This is a genomic window from Pseudomonas sp. QS1027 (assembly GCF_002814235.1).
Lineage (GTDB): Bacteria > Pseudomonadota > Gammaproteobacteria > Pseudomonadales > Pseudomonadaceae > Aquipseudomonas.
Map to the genome: position 1 here is coordinate 52,898 of NZ_PHSU01000024.1, position 25,650 is coordinate 78,547.

The 25,650-nt window shown below is 60.7% G+C and carries 26 protein-coding genes; 13 read left to right on the forward strand and 13 right to left on the reverse strand.

Annotated elements, in window-relative coordinates; all coding sequences use genetic code 11:
- The first annotated feature begins 89 nt into the window (after window positions 1-89).
- Window positions 90-2,282, forward strand: a complete 2,193-nt coding sequence (gene yccS / locus CWE01_RS21465; RefSeq protein WP_100942576.1) for a YccS family putative transporter — start codon at window positions 90-92, stop codon at window positions 2,280-2,282.
- Window positions 2,283-2,527: 245 nt separating this feature from the next.
- Here yccS and CWE01_RS21470 read toward each other — a convergent pair whose 3' ends face one another.
- On the reverse strand, window positions 2,528-3,265 hold the full coding sequence (locus tag CWE01_RS21470) for an ABC transporter substrate-binding protein (RefSeq protein WP_100942550.1): 738 nt from the start codon (window positions 3,263-3,265) through the stop codon (window positions 2,528-2,530).
- Window positions 3,266-3,589: 324 nt separating this feature from the next.
- Between CWE01_RS21470 and CWE01_RS21475 the strand changes: the two genes are divergently transcribed.
- Window positions 3,590-4,042, forward strand: coding sequence for a GNAT family N-acetyltransferase (locus CWE01_RS21475; RefSeq protein ID WP_100942551.1), 453 nt, complete (start codon window positions 3,590-3,592; stop codon window positions 4,040-4,042).
- Between the two features lie 141 nt (window positions 4,043-4,183).
- On the opposite strand, the gene CWE01_RS21480 is transcribed toward CWE01_RS21475, so the two are convergent.
- From CWE01_RS21480 to CWE01_RS21495, 4 genes are all read right to left on the reverse strand, one after another.
- The gene (locus CWE01_RS21480) at window positions 4,184-4,480 is read right to left on the reverse strand and encodes a helix-turn-helix domain-containing protein (protein ID WP_100942552.1); all 297 of its coding nucleotides are present in this window, start codon (window positions 4,478-4,480) and stop codon (window positions 4,184-4,186) included.
- A gap of 56 nt (window positions 4,481-4,536) precedes the next feature.
- Window positions 4,537-5,046: a YgjP-like metallopeptidase domain-containing protein gene (locus CWE01_RS21485; RefSeq protein WP_100942553.1), complete on the reverse strand. Its 510-nt coding sequence runs from the start codon at window positions 5,044-5,046 to the stop codon at window positions 4,537-4,539.
- Window positions 5,047-5,089: 43 nt separating this feature from the next.
- On the reverse strand, window positions 5,090-7,213 hold the full coding sequence (locus CWE01_RS21490; RefSeq protein ID WP_100942554.1) for a bifunctional diguanylate cyclase/phosphodiesterase: 2,124 nt from the start codon (window positions 7,211-7,213) through the stop codon (window positions 5,090-5,092).
- A gap of 236 nt (window positions 7,214-7,449) precedes the next feature.
- Window positions 7,450-7,689: a hypothetical protein gene (locus tag CWE01_RS21495; protein ID WP_100942555.1), complete on the reverse strand. Its 240-nt coding sequence runs from the start codon at window positions 7,687-7,689 to the stop codon at window positions 7,450-7,452.
- A 308-nt stretch (window positions 7,690-7,997) separates the two neighbouring features.
- Between CWE01_RS21495 and CWE01_RS21500 the strand changes: the two genes are divergently transcribed.
- From CWE01_RS21500 to CWE01_RS21515, 4 genes are all read left to right on the forward strand, one after another.
- A complete protein-coding gene (locus tag CWE01_RS21500) occupies window positions 7,998-8,669 on the forward strand; it encodes a polysaccharide lyase family 7 protein (protein ID WP_100942556.1) in 672 nt (223 codons plus the stop codon).
- A 273-nt stretch (window positions 8,670-8,942) separates the two neighbouring features.
- Complete coding sequence (locus tag CWE01_RS21505; protein ID WP_157815255.1) at window positions 8,943-9,461, forward strand: RICIN domain-containing protein; 519 nt, start codon at window positions 8,943-8,945, stop codon at window positions 9,459-9,461.
- Window positions 9,462-9,923: 462 nt separating this feature from the next.
- Window positions 9,924-10,439: an RICIN domain-containing protein gene (locus CWE01_RS21510; protein WP_100942558.1), complete on the forward strand. Its 516-nt coding sequence runs from the start codon at window positions 9,924-9,926 to the stop codon at window positions 10,437-10,439.
- Window positions 10,440-10,801: 362 nt separating this feature from the next.
- Entirely contained in the window at window positions 10,802-11,188 is a 387-nt protein-coding gene (locus CWE01_RS21515) for a DUF3077 domain-containing protein (RefSeq protein ID WP_100942559.1), read from the forward strand.
- A 100-nt stretch (window positions 11,189-11,288) separates the two neighbouring features.
- Here CWE01_RS21515 and CWE01_RS33345 read toward each other — a convergent pair whose 3' ends face one another.
- Window positions 11,289-11,444 (reverse strand): hypothetical protein, encoded by a 156-nt coding sequence (locus CWE01_RS33345; RefSeq protein WP_157815256.1) that lies wholly within the window; start codon window positions 11,442-11,444, stop codon window positions 11,289-11,291.
- Between the two features lie 308 nt (window positions 11,445-11,752).
- On the opposite strand from CWE01_RS33345, the gene CWE01_RS21520 reads away from it, so the two are divergent.
- Window positions 11,753-11,974: a hypothetical protein gene (locus CWE01_RS21520; RefSeq protein WP_100942560.1), complete on the forward strand. Its 222-nt coding sequence runs from the start codon at window positions 11,753-11,755 to the stop codon at window positions 11,972-11,974.
- Window positions 11,975-12,087: 113 nt separating this feature from the next.
- Here CWE01_RS21520 and fba read toward each other — a convergent pair whose 3' ends face one another.
- The 6 genes from fba to tkt all read right to left on the reverse strand — a co-directional run bounded on the left by fba (window position 12,088) and on the right by tkt (window position 18,514).
- Window positions 12,088-13,152, reverse strand: a complete 1,065-nt coding sequence (gene fba, locus CWE01_RS21525; RefSeq protein WP_100942561.1) for a class II fructose-bisphosphate aldolase — start codon at window positions 13,150-13,152, stop codon at window positions 12,088-12,090.
- A 244-nt stretch (window positions 13,153-13,396) separates the two neighbouring features.
- Complete coding sequence (locus CWE01_RS21530; RefSeq protein WP_100942562.1) at window positions 13,397-13,741, reverse strand: MliC family protein; 345 nt, start codon at window positions 13,739-13,741, stop codon at window positions 13,397-13,399.
- A 59-nt stretch (window positions 13,742-13,800) separates the two neighbouring features.
- Window positions 13,801-14,025, reverse strand: coding sequence for a hypothetical protein (locus CWE01_RS21535; protein ID WP_100942563.1), 225 nt, complete (start codon window positions 14,023-14,025; stop codon window positions 13,801-13,803).
- 30 nt (window positions 14,026-14,055) lie between these two features.
- Window positions 14,056-15,219, reverse strand: coding sequence for a phosphoglycerate kinase (locus CWE01_RS21540; protein WP_100942564.1), 1,164 nt, complete (start codon window positions 15,217-15,219; stop codon window positions 14,056-14,058).
- 17 nt (window positions 15,220-15,236) lie between these two features.
- Window positions 15,237-16,286 carry an erythrose-4-phosphate dehydrogenase gene (epd, locus tag CWE01_RS21545; RefSeq protein ID WP_100942565.1) on the reverse strand — a complete coding sequence of 350 codons (1,050 nt, stop codon included), beginning with the start codon at window positions 16,284-16,286 and terminating at the stop codon, window positions 15,237-15,239.
- A gap of 230 nt (window positions 16,287-16,516) precedes the next feature.
- Window positions 16,517-18,514 (reverse strand): transketolase, encoded by a 1,998-nt coding sequence (tkt, locus tag CWE01_RS21550; protein WP_100942566.1) that lies wholly within the window; start codon window positions 18,512-18,514, stop codon window positions 16,517-16,519.
- Between the two features lie 273 nt (window positions 18,515-18,787).
- Here tkt and CWE01_RS21555 point away from each other — a divergent pair, with 273 nt between their 5' ends.
- From CWE01_RS21555 to CWE01_RS21575, 5 genes are all read left to right on the forward strand, one after another.
- Window positions 18,788-19,804, forward strand: a complete 1,017-nt coding sequence (locus CWE01_RS21555) for a metalloregulator ArsR/SmtB family transcription factor (RefSeq protein ID WP_100942567.1) — start codon at window positions 18,788-18,790, stop codon at window positions 19,802-19,804.
- Window positions 19,801-20,991, forward strand: coding sequence for a methionine adenosyltransferase (gene metK / locus CWE01_RS21560; RefSeq protein WP_100942568.1), 1,191 nt, complete (start codon window positions 19,801-19,803; stop codon window positions 20,989-20,991). The genes CWE01_RS21555 and metK overlap by 4 nt, the downstream gene beginning before the upstream one ends.
- Window positions 20,992-21,178: 187 nt before the next feature.
- Window positions 21,179-21,592 carry a DUF1090 family protein gene (locus CWE01_RS21565; RefSeq protein ID WP_100942569.1) on the forward strand — a complete coding sequence of 138 codons (414 nt, stop codon included), beginning with the start codon at window positions 21,179-21,181 and terminating at the stop codon, window positions 21,590-21,592.
- Between the two features lie 97 nt (window positions 21,593-21,689).
- The gene (ligB, locus tag CWE01_RS21570; RefSeq protein ID WP_100942570.1) at window positions 21,690-23,360 is read left to right on the forward strand and encodes an NAD-dependent DNA ligase LigB; all 1,671 of its coding nucleotides are present in this window, start codon (window positions 21,690-21,692) and stop codon (window positions 23,358-23,360) included.
- Window positions 23,361-23,460: 100 nt separating this feature from the next.
- Window positions 23,461-23,856: a DUF1090 domain-containing protein gene (locus CWE01_RS21575; protein WP_100942571.1), complete on the forward strand. Its 396-nt coding sequence runs from the start codon at window positions 23,461-23,463 to the stop codon at window positions 23,854-23,856.
- Window positions 23,857-23,884: 28 nt separating this feature from the next.
- On the opposite strand, the gene CWE01_RS21580 is transcribed toward CWE01_RS21575, so the two are convergent.
- Window positions 23,885-24,334, reverse strand: a complete 450-nt coding sequence (locus tag CWE01_RS21580) for a cytochrome c (RefSeq protein WP_100942572.1) — start codon at window positions 24,332-24,334, stop codon at window positions 23,885-23,887.
- 146 nt (window positions 24,335-24,480) lie between these two features.
- Here CWE01_RS21580 and CWE01_RS21585 point away from each other — a divergent pair, with 146 nt between their 5' ends.
- A complete protein-coding gene (locus CWE01_RS21585; RefSeq protein WP_100942573.1) occupies window positions 24,481-25,638 on the forward strand; it encodes a murein transglycosylase A in 1,158 nt (385 codons plus the stop codon).
- Window positions 25,639-25,650: the final 12 nt, after the last annotated feature.

A 25,650-nucleotide genomic window follows, 5' to 3' on the forward strand; every position in this document is an offset into this window, starting at 1 on the left:
AAATTTTGCTGTAGACGATGTGGCGCCATTGCAATGCCGCCCGTCTACCCATCATTCAGATCAACCGCTTGGCAGGCTCTCTCACCTTCATGGCATCCACCTCGTTCAACCAGTCCCTGCGCCGTCTCTGGGCCCTGGACAAATTCAGCTATAGCGTTCGGGTATTTATCGCCCTGACCGGCATCATGACCCTGTGCTGGTTCCAGAACGAGATGAAGCTCCTGATCCCGTTGTTCCTCGGGGTCATCGCCTGCGCCCTGGCCGAGACCGACGACAGTTGGCAAGGCCGCCTCAATGCCCTGGCGGTGACCCTGGTGTGCTTCAGTGTCGCGGCCTTCTCGGTCGAGCTGCTGTTCCCCTATCCGCTGGTGTTCGTCTGCGCCATGGCCCTGGCCGCCTTTGCCCTGACCATGCTCGGCGCCCTGGGCGAACGTTATGGCGCGATTGCCTCGGCAACCCTGATCCTCTCGGTCTACACCATGATCGGCGTCGACCAGCGCGGCGGCGAAGTCGCCAACCTCTGGCACGAACCGATGCTGCTGGTGACCGGCGCGGCCTGGTACGGCGTGCTCTCGGTGCTCTGGCAGGCGATGTTCTCCAACCAGCCGGTGCAACAGAGCCTGGCCCGGCTGTTCCGCGAACTGGGTTACTACCTCAAGCTCAAGTCCTCGCTGTTCGAACCGATCCGCCAACTCGACGTCGAAGCCCGGCGCCTGGAGCTGGCCCAGCAGAACGGCAAGGTGGTGGCGGCACTGAACAGCGCCAAGGAAATCATCCTGCACCGGGTCGGCAACGGCCGGCCGGGCTCGAAGGTCAGTCGCTACCTGAAGCTCTACTTCCTCGCCCAGGATATCCACGAGCGCGCCAGTTCCTCGCACTACCCGTACAACGCCCTGGCCGACGCGTTCTTCCACAGCGACGTGCTGTTCCGCTGCCAGCGCCTGCTGCGCGAGCAAGGCAAGGCCTGCCAGGCCCTGGCGGTGTCGATCCAGCTGCGCCAGCCGTTCGTCTACAACGCCAGCTTCGCCGAAGCCCTGGGAGACCTGCACGCCTCCCTGGAACACCTGCGCATCCAGAGCAACCCGGCCTGGCGCGGTTTGCTGCGTTCGCTGCGGGCCCTGGCCGCCAACCTCGGCACCCTCGACCGCCTGCTGAGCGACGCGAGCAACCCCGACAGCCTCGCCGACGCCACCGACAGCAGCCTGCTGGACCGTTCGCCGCGCAACTTCAAGGATGTCTGGACGCGCCTGCGCACCCAACTGACCCCGACCTCGTTGCTGTTCCGCCACGCCCTGCGCCTGCCGCTGGCGCTAAGCATCGGCTACGGCATGGTGCACCTGGTGCACCCGTCCCAGGGCTACTGGATCATCCTCACCACGCTGTTCGTCTGCCAGCCGAGCTATGGCGCCACCCGGCGCAAACTGGGCCAGCGGATCCTCGGCACGGCCATCGGCCTGACCGCCGCCTGGGCGCTGTTCGACCTGTTCCCGAGCCCGCTGATCCAGGCCTTGTTCACCATCGCCGCCGGGGTGGTGTTCTTTATCAACCGCACCACCCGCTACACCCTGGCGACCGCCGCCATGACCCTGACGGTGCTGTTCTGCTTCAACCAGGTGGGCGACGGCTACGGCCTGTTCCTGCCGCGCCTGCTGGACACCCTGCTCGGTGCGCTGATCGCCGGCCTCGCGGTGTTCCTGTTCCTGCCGGACTGGCAGGGTCGGCGCCTGAACAAGGTGCTGGCCAACACCCTGAGCTGCAACAGCCTGTACCTGCGCCAGATCATGCGCCAGTACGCCCAGGGCAAGAGCGACGACCTCGCCTACCGACTGGCCCGACGCAACGCCCACAACGCCGATGCGGCGCTGTCGACCACCCTGGCGAACATGCTGATGGAGCCGGGGCACTTCCGTAAGGAAGCCGACGTGGGGTTCCGCTTCCTGGTGCTCTCGCACACCTTGCTCAGCTACCTCTCGGGGCTGGGTGCGCACCGCGATAACCAACTGCCGGAAGCGGTGCGCGATCATCTGCTCGAGGGTGTCGGTGCGACGCTGGCGGCGAGTATCGAAGAAGTCGCGGTGGGCCTGGCGAACAAGACGCCCATCGCCATTCAGAGCGATGCCGAGGAAGCCCTGGCCAATGAGCTGGAACAGATGCCGGACGAGATCGACGAGATCCAGCGGCTGGTGCAGACCCAACTGGCGTTGATCTGCCGCCAGCTAGGACCGTTGCGTACTTTGGCGGCGCACCTGATCAAGGATCCGGAAGAAAACGCAGAATCCTGAAAACGCCACGCTCCCCCCTGTAGGAGCCGGCTTGCTGGCGATGAGGCCTTCAAGACCGCCAAAAGCTTCGCTGGCAAGCCAGGCTCCTACAGACCGCACCGGACACAGATTTCGCGTACGACAAAACCCGCAGGAGCAGGGCTTGTCGGGTCGCCGCACCGCCGCGAACAGGCCCTTGAGCCTTGCATCGCCCTTGCGGCCGCCATCGCCAGCAAGCCGGCTCCCACAGGGTTTCGCGAGGGTCGTTACATCCCATGCAGCTTGAGCAGGCGCTCATAGCTGCCGTCGGCCTTCATCGCCGCGATCTCGCGGTCGAAGCCGGCGACAATCTGCTCATGCTGCGGATTCTTCAGGCTCACCAGGATATGCAGGCTGTTCTCGCTCAGCGGCTTGGGCAGGAACTCCACGGCGTTGCGCACCCGGGGCGCCTCGCTCTTGAGGTAGTAGCGCGCCACATACTCGTCTTCCAGGGTCAGCTTCACGCGGTCGGCCGCGAGCATGCGCACGGCCATGGCAAAGTTGTGCACCGGGATTTTCTGCAACTGCGTGTCGCCGTCGAAATCGGCGCTATAGGCATAGTCACGCACCACCGCAATCGGCAGGTCATGCAACTGGCCCAGGTTGTCGAACTCGATGGCCGACTCCTTGCGCTTGAGAAACAGCACACGGTTGACCAGGTACTCGGCCGAGAACTGCCCCAGCAAGGTGCGTTCGTCGCTGTACCAGGCATTGATCAGCACGTCATAGCGCCCTTCGCCCACGCCCTTGAGCGCCCGCGCCCAGGGCACCTGCTCGAAGTCACTGGCATAGCCGGCCCGTGCCAGCGCCGTGCTGACGATATCGGTGGCCAGGCCGCCGTTGACCAATGTCGCATCGGTAAACGGCGGCCAGCCATCGGCCACCAAACGCAATTTATCCGCGCTGGCACCCTGTGAAAGCAGCAGCAATCCAAGCAAAACAAAAGCTCGATGCAATCGCGGCATGCTAAAGATCCTTAGCGGGCACATAGCCCAGCAGAGTTAGCCGAAGCCCGAGGAGGCCGTCTCGAAGCAACCGGCCACATCCCTGGTCCTAACATTAGCTCATCCGAGCCAGAGCAAAAGCACGGCTCAGCAGATTACACAAAGATGACGGCGCCACGCAAAATGAATGGTAGCCACTAGCCGCCATCGTACCGGAACACCGGTTCAGAATCCCTTGCAAAGAACCTTCCAGCCCCAACCCTGACGGACAAAGAAAATCCGCGATTGGCGACCGTCGACAACCCGCCTAGTATCGATAGCGACTGATTGAATCCCGAGGCGAGAATGACCACCGACTGGCTCTGCAAACATCACGGCGACCTGAGCAAGGAACAGTTGTACAGCATCCTGCAACTGCGGACCGAAGTCTTCGTGGTCGAGCAAAAATGTCCCTACCAGGAAGTCGACGGGCGCGATCTGGAGGGCGACACCTGCCATCTGATGGGCTGGCGCGATGATCGACTGGTGGCTTACCTGCGTCTGCTCGACCCGGAATCCCAGGGGGGTGACGTGGTGATCGGGCGAGTGGTGATCGCCCCCGAGGCCCGCGGCCAGGGGCTGGGGCACGCGTTGATGAGCGAGGCGTTGAAGCAGGCCGGGAAGCTTTGGCCGGAGGTGCCGATCTATCTGTCGGCCCAGGCGCACTTGCAGGCTTATTACGGGCGCTATGGGTTCGAGGTGGTGGGCGAGGTATATCTGGAGGACGATATCCCGCATATCGGCATGCGCAAAAGCTGAGGTTTTTGGGTGTTCTCCAGGGCCTCTTCGCGGGCAAGCCCTGCTCCTACAAAGTTAGGCCGTACACAAAAGGTGTGTTCGACACATAACTGTAGGAGCAGGGCTTGCCCGCGAAGAGGCCAGCACAGACACCACAACACTTCAGGGATACCCCAGCACATCCTTGATCTGCTGCACATGTCGACCAATCCAGCTCTTGTCGATCGCCCCCCAACTGCGAATCCGGTATTGCCCGGCGTGATTGCGCGCGCCGTCTTCCTGCTCAAACTCACAAACAATGTCCAGGTCCGCCAGGGCCAGGATCGTATCCTGCGCCGTGCGCCGTGGCATGCCGGTGACTTCGGTCAGGGCCGGCACGCTGCTGGCAATCTCGCGATCAATCAGCCAGGCCACATACAGACGGCGGTAGAAACTGCTCTTGGTCTTGCTGACGTCCATCCGGTAGTCCTTAAGGTTGACCTTCCAATGCTTCGACTCAAGCGCACACCTGGCGCCTACGGGGTTGCGGATTTGCCCGGCAGATCGCGCCAGGTCAGGTACACCCGCAGGTCGAACTCCAGCTGGTGATAACCGGGCTGCATGTATTCGCACAGCTGGTAGAAGGCCTTGTTGTGATCGGATTCCTTGAGGTGCGCCAACTCGTGCACCACGATCATCTTCAGAAACTGCGGCGCCGCCTCCTTGAACAGCGAGGCGATGCGGATTTCCTTCTTGGCCTTGAGCTTGCCACCCTGGACCCGGGAGATCGCGGTGTGCAGGCCGAGGGCGCGGTGGGTCAGGTCCAGGCGGTTATCGAAGAGCACCTTGTCGATGGCCGGCGCATTGCGCAGATGTTCCTGCTTCAACGCCAGGGCATAGCTGTACAGCGCCTTGTCGCTCTGCACCGCATGCCGCTCCGGATAACGCTGGCTCAGGTAATCGCCCAAGGCATCCCGGGCGATCATCTGGCGGACCTGTTCCTGCAAGGACGTGGGATAAGCCTGAAGGTATTTCAGCACAGTCATGACAGGCCTTACGTACACCGAAAAAGAAGCCAGTGTAGCGAATTCAGGCGGACAACGCGCTCCAGTCAAACGTCGGGCCGAAGCCGGTGGCGTCCCTGGCCGTCAGCGGCCGGGCCACCAGGAAGCCCTGGACCATCGGGCAACCATTGGCCTTGAGCCACTGCCATTGCTCCACGGTTTCCACACCCTCGGCGATCACCAGCAAGCCAAATTCCTTGCACAGGTCGATCACGGTCCGGGCCAGGGCCGCATCCCGTGGTGAGTCGAGGATCTTGGCAATCAGCTGCCGGTCGAGCTTGAGCGTGTCCAACTCGAGGTCGCGCAGGTGGTTCAGCGAACAGTGTCCCGAGCCGAAATCGTCCAGGGCCACGCGCACACCCTGGGCGCGAATCCGCCGCAGTTGCTTGCGCGAAGCCTCGTAGTCCTGCATCAGCGCCGCCTCCGTCACCTCGACTTCCAACTGATGCGCCCGCAGGTCATGGCGCTCCAGCACCTCCTGCAACTCGTCCGCCAGGTTCGGCATGCAGAACTGCGTGGCGCTCAGGCTGACGCTCAGCACCAGGTCCTCGGCAAACACGCCACTCCAGGCATGCCGCTGGGTGGCCGCCTGGCGATAGATCCAACTGCCCAGCCGGCTGATCAAGCGCACTTCTTCCAGCAACGGCAGGAACAACCCCGGCGGCACATCGCCGACACTCGGATGGTGCCAACGCAGCAACGCCTCGAACCCGCGCAGGCGCCCATCCTCCAGGGACACCTGGGGCTGGTAGACCATCTTGAATTCCTTGCCCTCGATCGCCGAGCGGACACTTTCCTCCAGCATCAGGCGCGAGCGGGCGCGGCCGTTCATCTCGTGGTCGTAGTAGCGATACTGCTGGCGGCCGGCGCGCTTGGCCTCATACATGGCGATGTCCGCCGCCCGCAACAGGCCATCGAGGTTGGCCCCGCAATCGGGGTAGGTGGCAATGCCGATACTGACCCCGAGCGTCATTTCCATGCCGTCGATTTGCTGGCGAATGGAAACCCGTTCGATCAACCGCTCGGCGATTTTCGCCGCCTGCTCCGGGTGCTCCAGATTGAGCAGGGTGGTGAACTCATCACCGCCCATACGCGCAAGAATATCGAAGGGATTGAGGCAGGACTTCAACTGTTCCGAGACCCAGCGCAGCACCCGGTCGCCGGCTTCGTGCCCCAGGGAATCGTTGACCCGTTTGAAGCCGTCGAGATCCAGGTACATCAGCACCAGGGACTTTTCCGCGCTGTCGCTGCGGCGCAGGGTGTTTTCCGCCGTCTGGTAGAACCCACGGCGATTGAGCAGGCCCGTCAGCGGATCGGTGACCGCCTGGAACTCCAGTTGCTGGTGCAAGTGCCGCACCACCGACATGTCCAGCACCGTCACCACCATGGCCTTCTGGTCGGCGGACAACGGCGCGCAGGACAAGGCCACCGGCAGCATCTGGTCCTGGCTGGTGCGCAAGTACGCATCGTGCAGGCGATAGGTTTCGCCCTTGCGGTACTCCTCGTACAGCAACGACGTCTGCCAGTCGGGAAAGTGCGGGTTTTGCAGGAAGTCCAGGAACGGCTGGCCGGCCAGGGCGTCCAGCGACAGATTGAGCAAGCGCGAAATCGCCGGGTTGGCGAAACGGATCGTGCCGTCTTCGTTGACCACCAGAATGCCTTCGGCGGCATTCTCCAGCACCGAGGCGTTGAACGCCCGGGCGGCTTCCAGGTCGCGGCTCAGGCTCTGCAAGGCACGGCGGTTGCGCTGTTGTTCCAGCAACGCCTGGACCTTGGGCCGGAGGATATCGGGGTTGAACGGCTTGAACAGGTAATCCACCGCGCCACTGGCATAACCCTTGATCACGGCGTCCTGGGATTGCTCGTTGGCGGTGAGGAAAATAATCGGGGTCAGGCGCGTCCGCTGGCTGCCGCGCATCAGGCGGGCCACTTCAAAACCGTCCATCCCGGGCATCTGTACATCCAGCAACACCAGGTCAATCTCATGCTCGAGCAGCAACGTCAGCGCCTCAATGCCCGAGGCGGCAGTTACCACCTGCCAATCCTGACGTTCCAGCAAGGCACGCATGCTGATCAGATTTTCAGGGTAATCATCAACGACCAGAAGGACGGAACTACCATCACCGGGTATCTGTTGCACGCAATCCATGCTGCTTCTCTTGTTCGGGGGACTCCACCGGAAATCAAAGAAACCGGGCTAAACCTAACGACTACTCTAGACCGGGATTGTGCAAAGCGTAGTGAGCAATAGGCCATCATCCAGCCACTGCCACACTCTCCCGACTAACGGTCATTCATCACCCCCTGGACGCGGCTCGGAAAACGCCCAAGGCCTGCAAGCCCGCGTCGTACGACGGTAACGGCCATCAACACGGCCGGTCAGTGTTATGAGGTCCTGTAGTGCGCAATTGGTTCAATTTCGTATATCTCATCAAAACGCACCGTATTGTATAGACCAAACTCCCCGTGATAGGTCAGTGTTCGGTGCGTCCAGTCGATACCGCACAGCTCGCCGCGCTCGGACTCTACCGGCCCTCCGTGCAGCCTGCCGCGCAGGTTGATTTTTTGTTTGCGCTTGAAGTACTTCAGGTATTCAGGCTCGTTCTGTGCTTCCTCTTCGTCCATAGTGAAACCCTTTTGTTTGTCAGCTACTGGATCCTTATCCTGTTAATTCGCCGTTTGAAAAACAACTGTCATAAATAACAGGTGTTTATATCGCTTCTTAATAAAAGCCCAACGCGTTCATTCTATGCCGCGCCCTAGACATCACATTCGTCGGTTGCTTGACGTCAACCGTTCGCCGGCTCGGTCTTAACAAACTATCCTTCAGCCGTTATAAAGGACGCCGAAAGCGCGGACCCAAGCGGTTTGTCTGAATTTTCCCAGGCTGAATCGCGGTCCGCGGGTAAACGGCTTACAAGGAAGGAACAGACATGATCGACCTGACCACCTGGAACCTCAGTGTTCCCGTCGGCACCCCGCCGGCGACGATCGATACGCCCAAGCTGGTACAGGGCTTCAAGGACCAGTACTTTCACGCCGACAGCGGCACCTTGTTCTTCTGGTCGCCGGTCACCGGTTCCAAGACCGAGAACGCCATCTACCCACGCAGCGAATTGCGCGAGACCTGGCCCGATGGCCGGCTGCGCAACTGGTTGTACAGCGAGTCCAACAACTACCTGCGCGCAACCCTGGCGGTGAACCAGGTGCCGTCGTCGGGCAAGATCGTCATCGGCCAGATCCATGCGTACAACAGCACCCAGCCGATGCTCAAGGTCGAGTACCAGTACAAGGACAGCCGCAAGAGCGGGATCATCGTGGTGAAGATCCGCAATCACCCCGACGACAAGGAAAGCCGGGTGATCGAGATCGCCGACAATGTGCCGCTGGATAAAGCCTTCACTTATGTGATTCACCTGAGCCGTGGCGGCTACCTGAGCGTGCAGGCCGCCGATGCTTCCTGGTACACACAGATCAGCACCACCTGGCGCGAAAAGCCGCTGTACTTCAAGGCCGGGGTCTATGTGCAGGACAATACCGGCTATACCAGCGAGGGCGGGATGGTGACGTTCTACAAGTTGGATATTGATCATGTGAAGGGCTGATATTCCCGCCTCCTCTTAAAGAGACCCTTTATGCGTTGAGGCGCTATTCCCTATCAGGAAACTGTCTATAAACCTGTCAGTTCTGACAGTAGACCGGCTTGCAAAGCGTGCTCAATCTATTCAGTAACTGACGATTACTGGCATGCAGAGGCGGATATGAAAGGGGCCTGGGTCATGGAATCCAGCGCTCCGGGTTGTTACGTGCCACTTCGAAAGTTGTGTTCATCACGTGAACACTCCATGTGCACTATGCAACCTATAAGGAGAGTTTTCATGAAAAACGAAGCGACCCCTCGTGATACTACACCTCCTAAAAAAACACCCAAGGACGCCCCTGGCGCGGCTATAAGAATTCCAGACGGCGTCTATAAAATTTACACATCTTTAACCAACGCCCATATTATTGACATGTCTCTGAGTGGAGGCATTATAGACGACCACAACGTCAAGCTATTCCATGACAACAACGAGCCTGAATCCACATGGAAAATCTCTTACATTAGCGCCCACGACGCACACATCATTAACAATGGGAAATTGAGTCAGCTAATGCTCAAAGTGATCGGTGACTCTGGTGTATATGCTTCATATGATACATCCTCGCAATCACGGGCCTATCATTGGGTTTTCAAGAGCGCGGGCACCAATGTGGTCTATATCGAGAGCAAAGCGAGCGGCGATGTGTTGGATGTGGAGGATTCTAACACGGCGGATAACACCAGGATTCTCGCTGGGCCTTATAAAGGATCGGCCAATCAGAAATTCAAACTGGTCAAAATAGGGAACCTTTAAATTACAGTGATGCTGTATGCCATTCGAAATATGAGGCCGCTGAACGCGGTCTTGTGGCGAGCGGGCTTGCCCGCGCTGGGGTGCGAAGCGCCCCCAAAACCTGCAATCGCGGTATATCAGGCATAACCGGGACTCTGGTTTTACGACTGCTACGCAGCCGAGAGCGGCGGTGCGGCGTTCCGACAAGCCCGCTCGCCACATTTAAGTATCCACACCCCCAGAATTCACAAATCAATTAAACGCCGCTTTATATTTTCAGGTGCTACTCACTATTCGAAAACCATCTATAAACCTGTCATTTCTGACAGTAGACCGGTTTGCAAAGCCTGCTCAAAATATTCAGTAACGGCCCCTCAGGAGTGTGTTTTCCCTGGCATTTGAGTCTACGTGCTTCCCTTCGGACAGAGTGCTCACAAAAAAAGCACCACCCCCATGCTACGCGTTATACCAAGGAGAGTCATCATGCAAGATAAAACCACCCCTGATGAGGGTAAAGCCCCTGAACAGGCACCCGATAATGCCTCTGGTCTGGGTACAAAGATCCCGGCAGGTGTTTATCAGATCTACACAGCTTTAGCCATAGCCAAAATTATCAATATGTCCCCGACAGCGAATGAAAACGGAGAGCATAATGTCAGACTGTATCAAAACAATAACGAACCCGAATCCATATGGGAAATTAGAAGTATCGGCGGCCTCGAACTTTACACATTCAGAAACAGAAAGGACAGCTCTCTACTTCTCACAAAGGACAAGCGTGAGAACAACACCAACTTAATTGCTGCGAATGACCCAAGCACGATGTCTAATTGGGATATTGAAGACGCCGGCGACGGCTTTGTCTATATCAGAAACTATGTAAACCGCTATTTCGTTAGCGTAGCCGGGGGTAGCACTGCAGATGGCACTAACATGATCCTTTATCCCTTTTATGGAGAAAATATGAAATTTTTACTAATAAAAATAGGCGAGCTTTAAAATGATAGCGACGCTTTACTGACGACGCCAGGATGTCGATTAGCGGGCAACCGGCGCATCATAGGGAAAGATGCGCCAGTTGCAATCTTCGATCACGGGTGATGTAGACGCGTTTGAGGACCGCCACAACGATTAGTGCCCCTGCTGTTGAAACCCGTACCAACGCTGGGCATAACCAGGAATGACCTATCAGATTTTTACGCTGTCATTTGCAGGCCATTTCCTAGAAAATCGTAATCATCCCTGAGCGGCTTGCGCCCTTGAATTCCTCGCGTCTAATCTTCGTTCACCACTGCTTATCAGTGGTCGGATGTGGAAGTCCGGAAGTGATTTCAACGTTGGTATCTCAATGGATAACGACCATGAAAAAGCTAGTTCCCGATCCATCCATCAATTACACCCGCCAGCGCATCACCGCGATCCTCAAGGAAACCAACGAGGCCTTGCTGCAAGTGGTGCGCGACAGTAAGCGTCCCTTGCTGGAAAGCCTGCCCTCCACCGGCCTGAAGACTTTCGGCTGCCTCGACGGAGAAAATCACCCGCTGTTTGCCGTCCGCCCCGGTATCACTGCCGAAGAAGCGTTGCGGCATGTTTCACTGCTGCTGATTGGAGCAGAAGAAATCTCCGATGAAATCACTGACGCCAGTGGTATTGAGCGCGGCCTGATCGGCTCCATGGTCCGCTCCGTGGAAATGGCCCGGGCGGTGGTGGATGCGCTGCTGGAAGGCGCGGCCATAGGGCCGGCGTAAACGCGGAGAGCCACGAGGAAGGCGGCGGATAATCAATCATTCCGCCGCCCTTTTATATCAGGCTTGAGCTTATCGCTCGCAGCCTTGCCCAGTATGGCGACTAAGGCTTGGCCTGACCTTTTGGTGCCACCTCCGGCTTGAGCGTGGCCTCAGCCGCGCCCTTGAAATCGGGTTTCACCTCCGGCGCGAGCGTAGCCTTAGCCGGACCTTTAAAACCCACCTCTGCTTTTTTTACCTTCTTGCCTTTTGAGCTCATGACCGTACACTCCCTTACAGTAAATGAACCCTGAAAGTGCCGGACTCGAACACTTCTGACTACTGTCAGAACTGACAGTTTTTTATATTATTTCCGACTTCCTCATATTCTGTAATCTTACATAAAGCCACTCGCCTTACAGAATCAATAATTCAGTAACGACCCAACAACAACGCCGCTTTATTCTTTAAGGCACTACTCACTATTCGGAAATAGCCTATAAAACTGTCATTATTGACAGTAGACCGGCTTGCAAACCCTAGGCAACACTTTCCACCACCGACTATCGGCAACCTATAGAGGTGGATATGAAATGGGCCTTGGTCATGGAATCCAGTGTTCACGGTTTTTACGTGAGTGAAATAATGGAGTCAGAAGACAAGCCAAACTATCACCCCACTCACCTTCGGGGCTGGCGCTGGATCGCCGTCAATCAGGGTGAAGAAGTGCGCGTGGGAGATATCTGGCACGGTCAGTCTTTCCACCCCCCGGAGGTCGGACAGGAAAAGGATCACGGCAGTCTGAAATAGATTCGTCGCAACGGACAACTCACAACACCTTTTGTCCGCCCCCCCATCAAATCGATTAAAACCCGAACAATAAAAAACCGTCTTTCGACGGTTTTTTATAACACCCTGTGGTCTTAGTTGACCTTGGCGTTCAACTCACCTTTCAGGTAACGCTGGAACATCGCTTCCAGGGAGATCGGCTTGATCTTCGAAGCGTTGCCGGCGGTACCAAAGGCTTCGTAACGCGCGATACACACGTCACGCATGGCGGTCACGGTGGCGCCGAAGAATTTGCGCGGGTCGAACTCGCTCGGGTTGGTGGCCATCAGGCGACGCATCGCACCGGTGGACGCCAGGCGCAGGTCGGTGTCGATATTGACCTTGCGCACGCCGTGCTTGATACCTTCGACGATTTCTTCAACCGGTACGCCGTAGGTTTCCTTGATGTCGCCACCGTACTGGTTGATGATCGCCAGCCACTCTTGCGGCACCGAAGAAGAACCGTGCATCACCAGGTGGGTGTTGGGGATGCGCTTGTGGATTTCCTTGATGCGGTCGATCGCCAGCACGTCGCCGGTAGGCGGCTTGGTGAACTTGTAGGCGCCGTGGCTGGTGCCGATGGCGATGGCCAGGGCGTCGACCTGGGTCTTCTTGACGAAGTCCGCGGCTTCTTCCGGGTCGGTCAGCATCTGGCTGTGGTCGAGCACGCCTTCGGCGCCGATGCCGTCTTCTTCACCGGCCATGCCGGTTTCCAGCGAGCCCAGGCAACCCAGCTCGCCTTCAACCGAAACACCACAGGCGTGGGCCATGGCCACGGTCTGTTGGGTCACGCGGACGTTGTAGTCGTAGTCGGTCGGGGTCTTGCCATCTTCGCCCAGGGAACCGTCCATCATCACCGAGCTGAAGCCCAGTTGGATGGAGCGCTGGCAGACGTCCGGGCTGGTGCCGTGGTCCTGGTGCATGCACACCGGGATATGCGGGAATTCTTCGATGGCGGCCAGGATCAGGTGACGCAGGAACGGGGCGCCGGCGTATTTGCGGGCACCGGCCGAAGCCTGGACGATCACCGGGGAGTCAGTCTTGTCAGCGGCTTCCATGATGGCGCGCATCTGCTCAAGGTTGTTGACGTTGAAGGCTGGAACGCCGTAGCCGTATTCGGCTGCGTGGTCCAACATCTGGCGCATGCTGATAAGTGCCATTGTGTGTGTCTCTCCCGGTCGAGGGTCGTTAATCGTGCAAGCCTGCCGGAGCGGCGGCTGCTATTCAAGTCATTGCAGATCAGGGGTCAGCCCGGCCTGCGGATTCAGTGTCAAACGCCGGCCCCTTGTAGGAGCGAGCTTGCTCGCGATGGTGGTTCAGGCACCGCGGGGTATCAGGTACCCCGAGTTATCGTTAACGTCCATCGCGAGCAAGCTCGCTCCTACAGGGGACCGCGCTCGGCCGTTATTGCGCCTTGCAGGCCCGGCCGATCAAATCGTTGGTGGCAACCCAGTAAACCAGGCCTTCCTCACCTTTTTTGTGAAACGCCAGGACGTTGTCGCTGTACAGCACACCGCTGTCGACGGCACCGATCTCAGGCTTGAGGCGATACACCTGGTCACCGCTGGCCAAGCGCACATCCACCGCCTGCTGCGTGGTGTCGACATAACGCCAGAGCAATTCGGCCTGGCTGTCACAGGTCCAGTGCGTCCAGTTGTCCGCCGGAGCCGACGCCTGGTTGAAGGTGGCGTTGAAAGCGGCGCAGCCACTCAGTGCTGCCAGTGAAACAAGGGCGATAAAGCCTTTCATGCCGGTTCCTCGACTGGCGACCCCTGGCCGCCAGCACTGCACGTAGTGAATCTGACCCGTCAAGGACAACCCTGTTCCCGGGTCCCGGACGCTGCGTCGTACTTTTCCAACCCATCCGGGCCCAGGCGCTTGTTGATCACCGGGGCGGTTTCCGCCTGCCAGTCGGCCTGGTAGCAACCTTTATCGGCCGCCGGGGCAACTTCTGCCGCGGGCCCGGCTGTGTGCTTCTCGGCACAACCGACCAGCACACCCGCCAGGATCAGCAGCGTTAACGGCTTGACCATATGAGACTCCTGTCAAAGGCCAACGCCGGCTCAAGCCTTGGCGCGAGCTTCCAGTACTTCCACAGCCGGCAGCACCTTGCCTTCGACGAACTCGAGGAAAGCACCACCGCCGGTGGAAATGTAGGAGATATCCTTGGCAACACCGTACTTGTCGATGGCTGCCAGGGTGTCGCCACCACCGGCAATGGAGAACGCCGAACTGTCAGCGATAGCCTGGGCCAGGACTTTGGTGCCGTTGCCGAACTGGTCGAATTCGAACACGCCGACCGGACCGTTCCACAGGATGGTCTTCGACGACTTCAGCAGTTCGGCGAAGTGCGCGGCGGTTTGCGGGCCGATGTCGAGGATCATGTCGTCAGCGGCCACGTCGGCGATCAGTTTCACGGTCGCCACGGCGCTTTCGGCGAACTCCTTGGCCACCACCACGTCCACTGGCAACGGCACGCTGACCTTGGCGGCAATGGCGCGGGCGGTGTCGAGCAGGTCCGGCTCGTAGAGGGACTTGCCCACTGGATGACCGGCCGCCGCGAGGAAGGTGTTGGCGATGCCGCCACCGACGATCAGCTGGTTGCAGATCTGGCTCAGGCTGTTGAGCACATCGAGTTTGGTCGAGACCTTGGAGCCGGCAACGATGGCGGCCATCGGCTGGGCCGGTGCGCCCAAAGCCTTGCCCAGGGCATCCAGTTCAGCGGCCAGCAGCGGGCCAGCGGCAGCGACCTTGGCGAACTTGGCCACGCCGTGGGTCGAACCCTCGGCACGGTGGGCGGTACCAAAGGCGTCCATCACGAACACGTCGCACAGGGCAGCGTATTGCTGGGCCAGCTCGTCGGCGTTCTTTTTCTCGCCTTTGTTGAAGCGCACGTTTTCGAACAGCACGATGTCGCCGGCCTTGATCTCGACACCGTTCAGGTAGTCGGCCACCAGCGGCACGTCACGGCCCAGGGCCTTGCTCAGGTAGTCGGCAACCGGCTTGAGGCTGTTCTCGGCCGAGAACTCGCCTTCGGTCGGACGGCCCAGGTGCGAGCAGACCATGACGGCCGCGCCTTTTTCCAGGGCCAGCTTGATGGTCGGCAGCGAAGCCAGGATACGCGCATCGCTGGTGACAACACCGTCCTTGACGGGGACGTTGAGGTCTTCGCGAATCAGTACGCGCTTACCTTGCAGATCGAGGTCGGTCATCTTCAACACGGTCATGGGTCGCAATCTCTGGTTTACGGTTTTTGGTGGACAACGTGCAGGTAATGCTCTGCAACGTCGATCATTCGGTTGGCAAAACCCCATTCGTTGTCGAACCAGGCCAGCACGTTGACCAGCCTCGGGCCGGAGACGCGGGTCTGACTCGCATCGACAATCGCCGAATGAGGGTCATGGTTGAAATCACAGCTGGCGTGGGGCAGCTCGGTATAGGCCAGAAGCCCCTTGAGCGGGCCGCTGGTGGCGGCCTCGCGCAGGATCCGGTTGACCTCCACGGCATCGGTGTCGCTGACGGTCTGCATCGTGATGTCGAGGCAGGACACGTTCACCGTCGGCACCCGTACGGCTTTGGCCTGGATTCGCCCGGCAAGTTCCGGCAGCAGGCGTTCGATACCCCGCGCCAGACCGGTGGACACCGGGATCACCGACTGGAACGCCGAGCGCGTGCGGCGCAGGTCTTCGGCGTGGTAGGCGTCGATCACCGGCTGGTCGTTCATCGCCGAGTGGATGGTGGTGATGGACACGTATTCCAGGCCGATGGCCTGGTCCAGCAGGCGCAGCAGCGGCACGCCGCAGTTGGTGGTGCAGGAGGCGTTGGAGACCAGCAGCTCGTCGCCGGTCAGGCAGTCCTGGTTGACGCCAAAGACGATGGTGGCGTCGACATCGGTCTCGCTGGCCATCGGCTGGGAGAACAACACCCGGGGGGCGCCGGCGGCGAGGAAGCGTTCGCCGTCCTCGCGGGTGTGATAGGCGCCGGAGCACTCCAGCACCAGGTCGACGTCGAGCGCGGCCCAGTCGATGTGTTCGGGGGTGGCACAGCGGAAGACTTTCACGCAGTGGCCATTGATATGCAGACAATCGTCCTCGACCCGCACTTCGCCAGGAAAGCGGCCGTGGGTGGAGTCGAAACGTGTCAGGTATTCGAGGCTGGCCATGTCGGCCAGATCGTTGAGGGCAACGATTTCAAAACCGGCCCGATCCCCTCGCTCCAACAGCGCACGCAGGACACAACGACCGATACGGCCGTAGCCGTTGAGTGCAACTCTATAAGGACGCGGTTGGGGCATGGGGATCTCGCCGAGGCTTGAATATCAAGCAACCCATGCCGAAGCAGGGGTTTTGTGGGAACGGGCTTGCCTGTGAGTCAGGGGTCAGGTGGTGCCTGTTAGGCCGTCTTCGCGGGCAAGCTCCGCTCCCACAGGGTCCGTGTCTGGCCAAAAATTGTGGCGTGACAGCAAACCTGTGGGAGCGGAGCTTGCCCGCGAAGAGGCCGGAGCAGGCGCCGCCACTCTCGCGCTTAGTCTTCCAGCAGTTCTTCAGCCTGTCCCAGGATGTTTTCCAGGGTGAAGCCGAACTCTTCGAACAAGGCTGGCGCAGGCGCCGACTCGCCGTAGGTGGTCATGCCGATCACACGACCTTCCAGGCCCACGTACTTGTACCAGTAGTCGGCATGGGCGGCTTCGATGGCGATACGCGCACCGATCTGCAGCGGCAACACCGCCTGCTTGTAGCTCGCGTCCTGGGCATCGAAGATGCTGGTGCATGGCATCGACACCACACGAACCTTGCGGCCCTGCTCGGTCAGCTTGTCGTACGCCTGCACCGCCAGGCCCACTTCCGAACCGGTCGCGATCAGGATCAGCTCAGGCTCGCCCGCGCAATCCTTCAGCACATAACCACCGCGGCTGATGTTGTCGATCTGCTCGGCATCACGGGTTTGGTGCTGCAGGTTCTGCCGGGAGAAGATCAGCGCCGAAGGACCGTCCTTGCGCTCCAGGGCGTTTTTCCAGGCCACGGCGGATTCCACCGCGTCGGCTGGACGCCAGGTGTCGAGGTTCGGCGTGCAACGCAGGCTCGCCAGTTGCTCGATCGGCTGGTGGGTCGGACCGTCTTCGCCCAGACCGATGGAGTCGTGGGTGTAGACATGGATCACGCGCTTCTTCATCAGCGCCGACATACGTACCGCGTTGCGGGCGTATTCCATGAACATCAGGAAGGTCGCGCCGTAAGGCAGCAGGCCGCCGTGCAGGGTGACGCCGTTCATGATCGCGGTCATGCCGAATTCGCGCACGCCGTAGTACATGTAGTTGCCGCTGGCGTCTTCAGCGCTGACGCCCTTGCAACCTTTCCACAGGGTCAGGTTGGAACCGGCCAGGTCGGCCGAACCGCCGAGCAGCTCAGGCAGCAACGGGCCGAAGGCGTTCAGGGTGTTCTGGCTGGCTTTACGGCTGGCGATGGTTTCGCCCTTGGCCGCGACTTCAGCGATGTAGGCCGAGGCCTTTTCGGAGAAGTCAGCCGGCAGCTCGCCGCTCAGGCGACGCACCAGCTCATTGGCTTCAGCCGGGAAGGCCGCGGAATAGGCCGCGAAACGCTGGTCCCACTCGGCTTCGACAGCGTGACCGGCTTCCTTGGCGTCCCACTCGGCATAGATGTCGGCCGGGATTTCGAACGGGCCGTGGTTCCACTTCAGCGCCGCGCGGGTCAGGGCGATTTCCGCGTCACCCAATGGGGCACCGTGGCAATCTTCCTTGCCTTGCTTGTTCGGCGAACCGAAGCCGATGGTGGTCTTGCAGCAGATCAGGGTCGGACGGTCGCTTTTGCGCGCGGTCTCGATGGCGGTCTTGATCTCTTCCGGATCATGACCGTCGACGTTGCGGATCACCTGCCAGTTGTAGGCTTCGAAACGCTTCGGCGTATCGTCGGTGAACCAGCCTTCGACTTCGCCGTCGATGGAGATGCCGTTGTCGTCGTAGAAGGCGATCAGCTTGCCCAGGTCCAGGGTACCGGCCAGGGAAGCGACTTCGTGGGAAATGCCTTCCATCATGCAGCCATCACCGAGGAACACATAGGTGTGGTGGTCGACGATGTTATGGCCAGGACGGTTGAACTGCGCTGCCAGGACTTTTTCCGCCAGGGCGAAGCCCACGGCGTTGGCCAGGCCTTGGCCGAGCGGACCGGTGGTGGTTTCCACGCCCGGGGTGTAGCCGTATTCCGGGTGACCCGGGGTGCGGCTGTGCAGCTGACGGAAGTTCTTCAGGTCGTCGATCGACAGGTCGTAGCCGGTCAGGTGCAGCAACGAGTAGATCAGCATCGAGCCGTGGCCGTTGGACAGCACGAAGCGGTCACGGTCGGCGAACGACGGGTTGCTCGGGTTGTGCTTCAGGTAATCACGCCACAGTACTTCGGCAATATCCGCCATACCCATGGGGGCACCGGGATGGCCGCTGTTGGCTTTTTGCACGGCATCCATGCTGAGGGCACGAATGGCGTTGGCACGCTCACGACGGCTGGGCATCGCTGATCTCCTGGGGATGTTGAAATTGAAAGTGAATAAAACGAAACGGAAAAAAGGCGAGCATTTTCCCTCAGGGACCGCCAAGGGGCAATGACAGATAGTCACTGCGGGGCGTTTTTCCTGCGGATAGTTGCGCATTCCTCGGGTGAAACCTTTCCGCTGTCGATCTGTATAGACCCGCGCAGGCCTGAAAGTGCCATCTATCATCCAATATCAAAACTTTTTGATATTGGTCTTGCTAGGCGACCGAGGGGTCACTAGACTGCTGGCCTTATGAATTTACCTGTGTCCGCGATACATCATGACGCCAGCGACGACCTGTCCGCCCTGTGCAAGGCCGGCGGCGATCCGTTACGCCTGAACGTCCTGCGGGCCCTGGCCAACGATTCGTTCGGCGTACTGGAACTGGCGCAGATCTTCGGCATCGGCCAATCCGGCATGAGCCACCACCTGAAGGTCCTGGCCCAGGCCGACCTGGTGGCCACCCGCCGCGAAGGCAATGCGATCTTCTACCGTCGCGCCCTGCCCCACACCGAACGCCTGGGCGGCAAGCTGCACGCGGCGCTGCTGGAGGAAGTCGACGGGCTCGACCTGCCCGTCGATGTACAAGCCCGCATCAGCTTGGTCCACGGCCAGCGCGCCGCCGCCAGCCAGGACTTTTTCTCACGGGTGGCGGAGAAATTCCGCGCCCAGCAAGACTTGATCGCCGGCCTGCCGCAGTACCGCGAAAGCGTGCTGGCGCTGCTCGACAAGCTGAACTTCGGCCCCCAGGCCACGGCCCTGGAAGTCGGCCCCGGCGATGGCGCGTTCCTGCCGGAACTGGCGCGGCGCTTCCAGCAGGTCACGGCGCTGGACAACAGCCCGGCGATGCTCGAACTGGCCCGCCAGGTGTGCGATCGCGAGGCGTTGACTAATGTCAGCCTGCAATTGGCCGATGCCTTGTTGGACCGTCATCGGCCGGTCGACTGCGTGGTACTGAACATGGTCCTGCACCATTTCGCCGCGCCGGCCGAAGCCCTCAAGCAGATGGCCTGCCTGCTGCAACCTGGCGGTAGTTTGTTAGTGACAGAATTGTGTAGCCACAACCAGAGCTGGGCCAGGGAGGCCTGCGGTGATCTCTGGTTGGGGTTCGAACAGGACGATCTGGCCCGTTGGGCCATCGCTGCGGGGCTCGTGCCCGAGGACAGCCTCTATGTAGGCTTACGTAATGGTTTCCAGATTCAGGTTCGCCATTTTCAGCGACCGGCTGGCACCCTCACCATCGGTAACTCAGGAAAACCATCGATATGAGCGAATATTCCGTTTTCACCTCCGAGTCCGTGTCCGAAGGGCATCCGGACAAAATCGCCGACCAGATCTCCGATGCGGTGCTGGATGCCATCATTGCTGAAGACAAATTCGCCCGTGTCGCGTGCGAAACCCTGGTGAAAACCGGTGTGGCGATCATCGCGGGTGAAGTGACCACTTCGGCCTGGGTCGACCTCGAAGACATCGTCCGTAACGTGATCCTCGACATCGGCTACAACAGCTCCGACGTCGGTTTCGACGGCGCTACCTGCGGCGTGATGAACATCATCGGCAAGCAGTCCGTGGACATCGCCCAGGGCGTTGACCGCAGCAAGCCGGAAGACCAGGGCGCCGGCGACCAGGGCCTGATGTTCGGCTATGCCAGCAACGAAACCGCGGAACTGATGCCCGCGCCGATCGCCTTCTCCCACCAGCTGGTTCAGCGCCAGGCCGAAGCCCGTAAATCCGGCCTGCTGCCTTGGCTGCGCCCGGACGCCAAGTCGCAAGTGACTTGCCGTTACGAAGGCGGCAAGGTGGTCGGCATCGACGCCATCGTACTGTCGACCCAGCACAACCCGGACGTGTCCTACAAAGACCTGCGCGAAGGCGTGATGGAGCTGATCGTCAAGCACGTGCTGCCTGCCGAACTGCTGACCAAGGACACCCAGTTCCACATCAACCCGACCGGCAACTTCATCATCGGTGGCCCGGTGGGCGACTGCGGCCTGACCGGGCGCAAGATCATCGTCGACAGCTACGGCGGCATGGCCCGTCACGGCGGTGGCGCGTTCTCCGGCAAGGATCCCTCCAAGGTTGACCGTTCCGCGGCCTACGCCGGTCGTTACGTGGCCAAGAACATCGTCGCCGCCGGCCTCGCCGACCGTTGCGAAATCCAGGTGTCCTACGCCATCGGCGTCGCTCAACCGACCTCGATCTCGTTGAACACCTTCGGCACCGGCAAGATCGGCGATGACAAGATCATCAAGCTGGTTCGCGAGATCTTCGACCTGCGCCCATACGCCATCACCACCATGCTCGACCTGCTGCACCCGATGTACCAGGAAACCGCGGCCTACGGCCACTTCGGTCGTACCCCGGAGCAGAAGACCGTCGGCGACGACACCTTCACCACCTTCACCTGGGAAAAGACCGACCGTGTAGACGCGCTGCGAGCAGCTGCCGGCCTGTAATGTAGCCTGCGTCACAAAAGCCCTCCATGGCTGGCCATGGGGGGCTTTTTCATGCCTGCAAAATCTTGCACGTTTTAAACATATTTTTTAAAATTCCGCCCCTCTCGAACCCTTTTTCCCACTTGGATCTTGCACGGCACCTGTTCGAGACCCCCTGGGTGTCGGCAATCAAACATTGAGGTTTGCCATGCGTACTTCCGCTTTCGCGCCTGCCGCGATTCTGCTCGGCCTGTTCTCCCTTTCCGCCCACGCCGCCGACCTGAGCACCCTGGCCGGTGGCCTGGCGTCACAATTGGGCGGCACGGCAGCCACTCCGGCCACCGGTACCCCGACCACAGCGACCAACGGCTCGAGCCCCTGCAACAAGCAGATCCAGGACCTGCAAGCCAAGATCAATACCGCCAAGGCCAAGGGTGACGACCTGAAGGTCAGTGGCCTGCAACTGGCCATGGACCATGCGTCGAAGAGCTGCGCGCAGCTCAACGGCCAGGTGGCCGCGGCGCCACAACCGGTCGCCACTACCGCCACCCCCACGGTCCAGGACCCCAAGGCCCAGGCCGTGGATGCGGGCGTGAAGGCACTGGGCGGTCTGTTCAAGTAAGCCGACACACGCAGTAAAACAGCCCCGCCGGTCGCGGGGCTTTTTTATGCGCGGGGTGATCTAGGCTTGGGTTTTAGCCCGAGCAAGGATGCTCACGATGCGTTTCTTCATTGGTTTTCCGCTGTTCGCCTTTTACCTCGCGGCCCAGGCCGACGCTTGCCCGGACTGGCAGGCGGAACGCGCTCGGCGAGAAGTCGACGCCCTGCAAGCCCAGTTGGCCGAATGGGACCACAGCTACCATCAACAGGGCCATTCGCCGGTGGCCGACGAACTCTACGACCAATCCCGGCAGCGGCTTGAACAGTGGCGCGGCTGTTTCCGGCTGCCCCTCGCCAAGGCGGACACCCCAGCGGGCGCGGGTGGCCCCGCCCGTCACCCGACCGCCCATACCGGCCTCGACAAGCTACCGGACGCCGAAGCGGTCCGGGCCTGGATGAAAGGCCGCGAAGGCCTGTGGATTCAACCCAAGGTCGATGGTGTGGCGGTGACCCTGGTCTATCGCCAGGGCCGGCTGCATCAGGCCATCAGTCGCGGCAACGGACTGAGCGGCCAGGACTGGACCGCCTCGGCCCGCAAGATTCCGGCAATCCCCGATACCTTGCCGGCACCCCGCGACCTGGTGCTGCAAGGGGAGTTGTACTGGCGCTTGCCGAACCACGTGCAGGCCCATCAAGGCAGCCTGAATGCCCGAGGCACGGTGGCCGGCTTGATGGCCCGGCATCAGCTCGGCAGCACGGAGGCGGCGGGTATCGGTCTGTTTGTCTGGGACTGGCCAGAGGGGCCGGCGACACAGGAGGAACGCTTGGACGGATTGCAGGCCCTGGGTTTCCCGGACAGCAAGGCCTACAGCCAACCCATCGACGACTTCACTGAAGCCGAACACTGGCGCAATCACTGGTATCGCCAGCCGTTGCCGTTTGCCAGCGATGGCGTGGTCCTGCGTCAGAGCCAACGCCCCGCCGCCAAAAGCTGGCAGGCCCAACCGCCCTACTGGAGCGTGGCCTGGAAATATCCCCACGCCCAGGCCCTGGCCCATGTGCGCAAGGTCAGTTTCAACATCGGGCGGACCGGGCGGATTACCCCCATGCTGGAACTGACGCCGGTGCGGCTCGATGACCGACAGATCAAACGGGTCAGCCTCGGCTCGTTGCCACGCTGGCAGGCCCTGGATATCCGTCCCGGCGACCAGGTGGCGATCAGCCTCGCCGGCCTGACCATCCCGCGCCTGGACAGTGTGGTCTGGCGCAGCCACGAACGTGAGCCGCTGCCGGTCCCCGACCCGCAGCACTTCCACGCCCTGAGCTGTTGGCAATATGCCCCGGGCTGCGAAAGCCAGTTTCTCGCCCGTCTGCGCTGGTTGAGCGGCAAGCAGGGGCTGGACCTGCCGCACCTGGGCGGCGGCACCTGGGAAAAGCTGTTGGCCAGCGGGCGCGTCCACCGACTGCTCGATTGGTTGACCCTGGAGGGAGAAGAGCTTGCTACCATTGGCGGCTTCGGCCCGCGCAGCCAAACGCGATGGCGGGAGACGGTGCAACTGGCCCGACAACGACCGTTCGAGCGTTGGCTCAAGGCGCTGGGGCTGCCTCCCAGCGCGGCGGCGCCGCTGGACGAGTCCTGGCCGGTATTGACCGGCCGTACAGCCGAGGCATGGCAAGCCATGCCCGGTGTCGGCGCGGAGCGGGCCCTGCAACTGAGCGCGTTTTTCCGCGACCAGGAAGTGCAGGCCCTGGCCAAATCTTTACGTAATGCCGGTATCGCGGGATTTTAAAGAGACAATCCCTGTCTATTTCAGATTATTCATACAGACAGCACGGCCATCTATTTTCAGAGTGACTGTTTTTCAATCAGTGTTTCCGTTCGGAGTGTTTATGCGACTTTTTCCACCGCTGGCGATTTTCACCTTGTGCAGCGTCCTGGCCGCCCCTTTGCTGGCCGCCGAAGAACCCACCGAACTGACCGGTTGCGCGGCCAAGCGCCAGTCCATCAGCAGCCAACTCGAGATCGCCAAGGCCCAGGGTAATAGCGAGCAACAGGCCGGCCTGGAAAAGGCACTGGACGAAGTGACCACCCATTGCACCGATGCTTCACTGAAAAGGGAGCGGGAAAACAAGGTGCTCGACGCCAAGCACGAAGTCAGCCGCCGTCAGGCCGACCTCGACAAGGCGATGAAAAAGGGCGATCCGGACAAGATCAACAAGCGCAAGGAAAAGCTCGCCGAGTCGCGCAAGGACTTGCAGAGCGCGCTGGATGAATTGGACAAGTAGGCGCCGTTACCCTGAGCGTCCGTCCACCTCAATGATCGCGAAACTCCTTATGACAGGCATCGCAGGCATCCTCGACCTTCTCGACCGCCGGCTTCAGGGTACTGGCCTTGTACGGCTGGACCTGGCTGGCCACCCGCAGCTCCCCGGTCGCCGCTTCCAGCGAGCGCGCCAGCTCCTGGAAATGCGCCTGCTTCTGCCAGACCGCGTCCCGGGCGCTGGTATGCTCCGCTTCCTTGACCTGCGGGAAGTGTTTCCACGGTTCGCGGGACAGGCTGTCGAGCTGGTTCGCGCCTTCGACGAAACGTGGCCCGTCAAAAGGAATGCGGCCGCGCAGCATGCCACCCAGGTCTTCGCTGGTCTTGAGCATCTGCTTGAAAATGGTCTTGCGCTGGCCCAAAGGAGAATTCGGGTCGACGCCACCGCATGCACTGAGGGTCAGGCAGGCCAGCAATACAACGGAAAGTCTTTTAAGAGTCATGGTGGCTTCAGGTCACGGGAAACGGCGGCCAGTATCCTCGCCTGATCGCCAAAGACCAAGAGCCTGAACCCTTCTTAACCACACTAAATCAGTGGATTTGCTGAACAGAGTCTGAACAGGCAATTACCCAAGGAATTCACCGCTGTATGAACACCTCTTTCAAACGACTGGCCGCAAGCCTTTGCGTACTCGCCCTGCTCGCCGGCTGCAACCGCAAGGAAACACCTGCGCCACAAGCCCAGGTCCCGGTGGACACCTACCTCAAGGCCGACTGGCAGGCGCTGCCGCCAGTGTCCGACGCCGATCTGCAAGCGGGTTTCAGTTCGTGGCGCAGCGCCTGCGCCCGGCTCAAGGCCGACGCCAACTGGGGCCCGACCTGCCTGGCGGCCGCGTCCGTGGCCAATACCCCGGCGGCCATTCGCGACTTTCTCCAGCAGAACCTCGAGGTCTACGGCCTGCGCTCGGCACAGAACAGCGCCGATGGCCTGATCACCGGTTACTACGAGCCCGTCTACCCCGGCAGCCTGACCCAGACCGCCAAGGCCACGGTGCCGGTCTATGGCGTACCGGATGACCTGATCATCGTGCAACTCGACAGCCTCTACCCCGAACTCAAGGGCAAGCGCCTGCGCGGACGGCTGGAAGGCCGGGTGGTGAAACCCTATGACGATGCGGCGCTGATCGCCACCCAGGGCGTCAAGGCCCCGGTGCTGGCCTGGCTGACCGACCCGATGGACCTGCAATTCCTGCAGATCCAGGGCTCGGGCCGGATTCGCCTGGACAACGGCCAGCAGCTGCGGATCGGCTACGCCGACCAGAACGGCTACCCCTATCGCGCCATCGGCCGTTGGTTGGTGGAACAGGGCGAGTTGAAGAAGGAAGACGTCACCATGGCCGCCATCAGCGCCTGGGCCAAGGCCCATCCGACGCGTATCCCGCAATTGCTCGGCAGCAACCCCAGCTATGTGTTCTTCGCCCGTAACCCGGACAGCAACGAAGGACCGCGCGGTTCGCTGAATGTGCCGCTGACCGCCGGTTATAGCGTGGCGGTGGATCGCAAGGTGATTCCGCTGGGCAGTTTGCTGTGGTTGTCGACCACCAAGCCGGATGGCAGCGCGCTGGTGCGTCCGGTGGCGGCCCAGGATACCGGCGGCGCGATTGCCGGCGAAGTCCGCGCCGACCTGTTCTGGGGCACCGGCGATGCGGCGGGGCAACTGGCCGGGGACATGAAGCAGAAAGGCAATATCTGGATGTTGTGGCCCAAGGGTGTGGCGTTGCCCAAGGCTCCGGATGTCGGCAGTTGATTGCTGTGGGGC

What these genes read in the sequence shown, in the direction of transcription:
- CWE01_RS21540 (WP_100942564.1), bottom strand. Translation starts at nt 15,219, where the DNA reads ATGACCGTGTTGAAGATGACCGACCTCGATCTGCAAGGTAAGCGCGTA.
- CWE01_RS21475 (WP_100942551.1), top strand. Translation starts at nt 3,590, where the DNA reads ATGACCACCGACTGGCTCTGCAAACATCACGGCGACCTGAGCAAGGAA.
- CWE01_RS21555 (WP_100942567.1), top strand. Translation starts at nt 18,788, where the DNA reads ATGAATTTACCTGTGTCCGCGATACATCATGACGCCAGCGACGACCTG.
- CWE01_RS21535 (WP_100942563.1), bottom strand. Translation starts at nt 14,025, where the DNA reads ATGGTCAAGCCGTTAACGCTGCTGATCCTGGCGGGTGTGCTGGTCGGT.
- yccS (WP_100942576.1), top strand. Translation starts at nt 90, where the DNA reads ATGGCATCCACCTCGTTCAACCAGTCCCTGCGCCGTCTCTGGGCCCTG.
- CWE01_RS21530 (WP_100942562.1), bottom strand. Translation starts at nt 13,741, where the DNA reads ATGAAAGGCTTTATCGCCCTTGTTTCACTGGCAGCACTGAGTGGCTGC.
- CWE01_RS21580 (WP_100942572.1), bottom strand. Translation starts at nt 24,334, where the DNA reads ATGACTCTTAAAAGACTTTCCGTTGTATTGCTGGCCTGCCTGACCCTC.
- CWE01_RS21495 (WP_100942555.1), bottom strand. Translation starts at nt 7,689, where the DNA reads ATGGACGAAGAGGAAGCACAGAACGAGCCTGAATACCTGAAGTACTTC.
- CWE01_RS21505 (WP_157815255.1), top strand. Translation starts at nt 8,943, where the DNA reads ATGAAAAACGAAGCGACCCCTCGTGATACTACACCTCCTAAAAAAACA.
- epd (WP_100942565.1), bottom strand. Translation starts at nt 16,286, where the DNA reads ATGCCCCAACCGCGTCCTTATAGAGTTGCACTCAACGGCTACGGCCGT.
- CWE01_RS21575 (WP_100942571.1), top strand. Translation starts at nt 23,461, where the DNA reads ATGCGACTTTTTCCACCGCTGGCGATTTTCACCTTGTGCAGCGTCCTG.
- ligB (WP_100942570.1), top strand. Translation starts at nt 21,690, where the DNA reads ATGCGTTTCTTCATTGGTTTTCCGCTGTTCGCCTTTTACCTCGCGGCC.
- CWE01_RS33345 (WP_157815256.1), bottom strand. Translation starts at nt 11,444, where the DNA reads ATGAGCTCAAAAGGCAAGAAGGTAAAAAAAGCAGAGGTGGGTTTTAAA.
- CWE01_RS21520 (WP_100942560.1), top strand. Translation starts at nt 11,753, where the DNA reads ATGAAATGGGCCTTGGTCATGGAATCCAGTGTTCACGGTTTTTACGTG.
- CWE01_RS21500 (WP_100942556.1), top strand. Translation starts at nt 7,998, where the DNA reads ATGATCGACCTGACCACCTGGAACCTCAGTGTTCCCGTCGGCACCCCG.
- CWE01_RS21485 (WP_100942553.1), bottom strand. Translation starts at nt 5,046, where the DNA reads ATGACTGTGCTGAAATACCTTCAGGCTTATCCCACGTCCTTGCAGGAA.
- CWE01_RS21515 (WP_100942559.1), top strand. Translation starts at nt 10,802, where the DNA reads ATGAAAAAGCTAGTTCCCGATCCATCCATCAATTACACCCGCCAGCGC.
- CWE01_RS21585 (WP_100942573.1), top strand. Translation starts at nt 24,481, where the DNA reads ATGAACACCTCTTTCAAACGACTGGCCGCAAGCCTTTGCGTACTCGCC.
- fba (WP_100942561.1), bottom strand. Translation starts at nt 13,152, where the DNA reads ATGGCACTTATCAGCATGCGCCAGATGTTGGACCACGCAGCCGAATAC.
- metK (WP_100942568.1), top strand. Translation starts at nt 19,801, where the DNA reads ATGAGCGAATATTCCGTTTTCACCTCCGAGTCCGTGTCCGAAGGGCAT.
- CWE01_RS21480 (WP_100942552.1), bottom strand. Translation starts at nt 4,480, where the DNA reads ATGGACGTCAGCAAGACCAAGAGCAGTTTCTACCGCCGTCTGTATGTG.
- CWE01_RS21510 (WP_100942558.1), top strand. Translation starts at nt 9,924, where the DNA reads ATGCAAGATAAAACCACCCCTGATGAGGGTAAAGCCCCTGAACAGGCA.
- CWE01_RS21490 (WP_100942554.1), bottom strand. Translation starts at nt 7,213, where the DNA reads ATGGATTGCGTGCAACAGATACCCGGTGATGGTAGTTCCGTCCTTCTG.
- CWE01_RS21565 (WP_100942569.1), top strand. Translation starts at nt 21,179, where the DNA reads ATGCGTACTTCCGCTTTCGCGCCTGCCGCGATTCTGCTCGGCCTGTTC.
- tkt (WP_100942566.1), bottom strand. Translation starts at nt 18,514, where the DNA reads ATGCCCAGCCGTCGTGAGCGTGCCAACGCCATTCGTGCCCTCAGCATG.
- CWE01_RS21470 (WP_100942550.1), bottom strand. Translation starts at nt 3,265, where the DNA reads ATGCCGCGATTGCATCGAGCTTTTGTTTTGCTTGGATTGCTGCTGCTT.